Raw genomic sequence first — 3,615 nt, forward strand, 5'->3', positions numbered from 1 at the left:
TCGCTTTCTCTTGCTCTTTCTGTATCTCTATATTTTCATCTTTATTTAGCTCTTCAGCTAGCTCTTGCTCTTGCTCTTGCTCTTGCTCTTGCTCTTGCTCTTGCTCTTGCTCCAACCGCAACCGCAACCGCAACCAAGATCAGGATCAAGATCAAGAGCTTTCGCCCGCCTGCGGCGCGCGAGCACACCTTTCTTTGCTTGTGCAAAGAAAGGTGGCCCAAAGAAAGCACACCCTGCCTCCGCGCCCACGCCGCTGCGCGACGCGGGTTCACTCCGCTGGCAGGATTTTTCGACGAGACATCCCTGTCTCGTCGAAAAACGACGCACATCCGTGTGCGTCGCCCCGTTCGGGGTCTTGTCTGCCAGCTCCGTCGCTGCGGAAGGGGACCCGGTAAGTCAAAAGCTGAAGAGCCAAAGCCGAAGCCAAAGCCGAAGCTGAAGCTGAAGCTGAAGCTGTGGAGCAGAAGCGCCCTCACCCCAACCCCTCTCCCGCACGCGGGAGAGGGGCTAGCAATGCGTCGGCTGCTAGTGCACTAGCCCCTCTCCCGCGTGCGGGAGAGGGGTTGGGGTGAGGGCGCTTTTTGCTTTGTCGCTTTTACAGCGCGAGTGGCGGCAATTGTTCACCGCTGCAGTCAAAGCGTGCGGCTGATGGTGAAGCTGCCGAATACCGGCGTCTCTTTCTGCCCGTCGAATTCGCGGGTGCGGTGGTAACGCGCCAGCGCGAATTTCCACTTGCCACGCATCACCGCAACGCCGTAACCGATGTCGCCGACAAACGGGCGCTTGTCCACGCTGTGGCTGTTGCGGAAGGTGTTGCCGTCCAGGGTGATATCGCGCAGTACCCAACGCGCATCGCTGGTAAGGAATAGATGACTCGACCAGCCTTCAGCGCGGCCGCGGCGGGTGGGGGCGGTGTTCTCGCCGGCGGGGCGCATCGGCGAGCTGCCGAAGTCGTCTGGCAGCTTCCAGCCGAAACGCACTTCGCCACCAACATTGGCGTAGGTCGCAAGGTTGCCGATGGCGCCACCCCAGTGGCTGATCGCATCCCAACCCCAACCTCCGGCGTTGCCGTCAGCAGGCCAGCGCTGCATGCGCTCATGCAGCAACTTGAACACCGGTTCGTCGTGCAGCTGGTTGTCCCAACCCATGAATTTCTCATCGCCCAGAACGCTGTGCACAGCGTCCTGCACCTGCTTGCCCTGTGCCGATGGACCAATCATTCCCAGTGCCAACTGGGTGGTGCGCAGGTGGTTGCCGTTGCGCGCGTTGTAACCGAAGTTGACCATCAGCACCGCCGCATACGGACGGTCATCTTCGATCAGGTCGCTGCGGGTGCTGTCGGTCGGTGTGTACAAGCCCTGGCCGAAGCTGAAAATCATGTTCTGCTGCTGGAATTCGCCGGGGTGCAGGCGCTCCAGGTGACCGTTCATCCAGCGCGCAAGGCGCGGCAAGCAGGGGTCGTCGGTGTAGTCCTGCAGGTTGGGCGATACCAGCGTGAACATTGCGCCATTGGTGTATCCCTGGTCCTGCTGTGCTCCGCCGAGCAAGTCATTGTCGACGCGGAAATTGATCGCAGGTGGATGATCGCTCAAGGCACTTTGCGCGCATTGTTGCGCTGCCCAGGCGGGGGTGATTGCAAGGCTGCCTGCCATCAGCAACAGCAGTCGGGTGCCTCTTTTCATGTACGGACTCCTCGCCGGCAGAGTGACATGCAGCTTAGTGATCCGTTGTGGGGCGGCATATCGCTATCGAGCGGACAGATTGTTGTAGGTGTGACGGTGGATTTTCGGGCGCGTTTGCGCGCACCAGACCAGGTGCGGGATCTTCGCTGGAGGGCGCTTCGGATGCGCGCGGCGCGTTCAATTGCGCTCGTCATTGTCGCCGCTTTCCACGCCTGGCTTTCACCGGTCTGGCGGGATGGAGGTTCTCCCAGGTGAGACAGTCAGCGCTGGGATGGCACGTTGTTCGTGGGCATCTGCTGTCATGGCGCGGCGTTGTCATGCAGGCAGGGCGGCGTCATGGCTGTCGTTCATGCCTCCAGTCCTGTCTTCAGTCGAAACCCTGCGCCGCTTCCGGTTTGTCCGCGACCTTCTGCCTTGCCAGCTGTGTGCGGCTCCCAGGGCGGGCCTGAATGGGGTTGTGCCTGTGATCTCTGCGCTGAAGAAGCCTCTGGTGGCTGGCACGGCAGAATGGTTTGCGCATTGCCAGTGGGAGTAAAGCGGTGCCGGTTGATGTCGCCTGAGCGCCTTTTTGCAGGGAGATATGCCGATGCAGGGGCGGCTTCAGTCCCCATAAAGGGAGCCGCCTCACAAAAAACGTCATGCATCCTGACGCCGGTCTGGGTTAGGATTCCGGCGGACCGGACCGTGCTCGTCTGCTAGGTAACATCAGGGACAGAGTCTTACCGCAAGGTCTCTAAGCCAATGGAACGCACCTCGTAAGGTGCAGGTTAATGGGGAAGTATCAGATGCGTAACGTTTTTTCGCCGCTCACCGCAGCGGTCATCACTCTGGGCATTGCTGCGGCTGTCAGCAGCCAGCCGGCCCAGGCAGCATTCAAGGCCAAGGGCACCCAGGCGCAGGAACAGCGCCAGCAGGCTGCCGCGCAGATCCCGACCTGCCAGCGCCCGATCGGTACCTTGTCGGTGATCGAGCCGGAAGACTCCACCAACTGGTGGACCGGCCAGCAGCTGCCGGCGCCGTCGCGTCTGATCAAGGCGTTCGTCAACCGCTCGCGTTGCTTCACCCTGGTGGACCGTGGTGCCGGTATGGCCGCGGGTCAGTTCGAGCGTGAGCTTGCTGCCAGCGGCGACCTGCGCGGTCGTTCCAACGTCGGCAAGGGCCAGATCAAGGCCGCTGACTACGTGATGATCCCGGATCTGGTCTCGCAGAACAGCAACGCCGGTGGCAATGCCATTGGTGGCCTGCTGGGTGGCCTGATCGGTGGCCGTGCCGGTGCACTGGTGGGTGGTTTGAACTTCACCAGCAAGACCGCCGACGTGGTGCTGACCGTGACCGACGTGCGTTCGTCGGAGCAGGTCGCCATCTCTGAGGGTTCGGCCCGCAAGAGCGACATGGGCTTTGGCGCTGGTGGCGGCCTGTTCGGTGGCAGCGGCCTGGGCGCAGCGGGCGTTGGCGGTTATGCCAACACCGAAATCGGCCAGGTGATCACCATGGCCTACCTGCAGGCCTATACCGACATCATCGCCCAGCTGGGCGGCCTGCCGGACAACGCTTCTGCCGCGAATGCGCAGCAGGCCGTGACGGTAACCCGTGCTGGTCGCCTGCTGGCCAATGCCCGCGGTACCGGCGCGCCGATCCGCACCCTGGACGCCGGGATGATGCTGTACCCGACCGGCACCAAGGAAGGCGTGATGTGGGAAGTCGAGGACGAGCTGGGCAATCGCGGTTGGGTGTCGTCCACCCTGCTGCAGCTGTCCAAGTAAGTTCCGGGTTTACCCCGCAGAAGGGCCGCGCAAGCGGCCTTTCTGGTTTCTGCGGGGCTGTAGTGCCGAGCCATGCTCGGCAAGGGGCTTTACCAGCAACGCTCGCTGTAGGAGCGGGGTCAGCCGCGAAGCTGGCAATCCACATCGCTCCGTACTGTCCGCAACCTGAA

At 62.2% G+C, this 3,615-nt stretch carries 2 protein-coding genes; one reads left to right on the forward strand and one right to left on the reverse strand.

All coding sequences use genetic code 11. The annotated features are described in order from the left end of the window. Positions 1 to 632: 632 nt before the first annotated feature. Complete coding sequence (locus tag ACVOLV_RS22045; protein ID WP_481556221.1) at positions 633 to 1,682, reverse strand: lipid A deacylase LpxR family protein; 1,050 nt, start codon at positions 1,680 to 1,682, stop codon at positions 633 to 635. A gap of 785 nt (positions 1,683 to 2,467) precedes the next feature. Here ACVOLV_RS22045 and ACVOLV_RS22050 point away from each other — a divergent pair. Then, positions 2,468 to 3,445, forward strand: coding sequence for a CsgG/HfaB family protein (locus ACVOLV_RS22050; protein ID WP_481556222.1), 978 nt, complete (start codon positions 2,468 to 2,470; stop codon positions 3,443 to 3,445). Positions 3,446 to 3,615: the final 170 nt, after the last annotated feature.

It is taken from the genome of Stenotrophomonas sp. STEN023 (genome assembly GCF_056760135.1).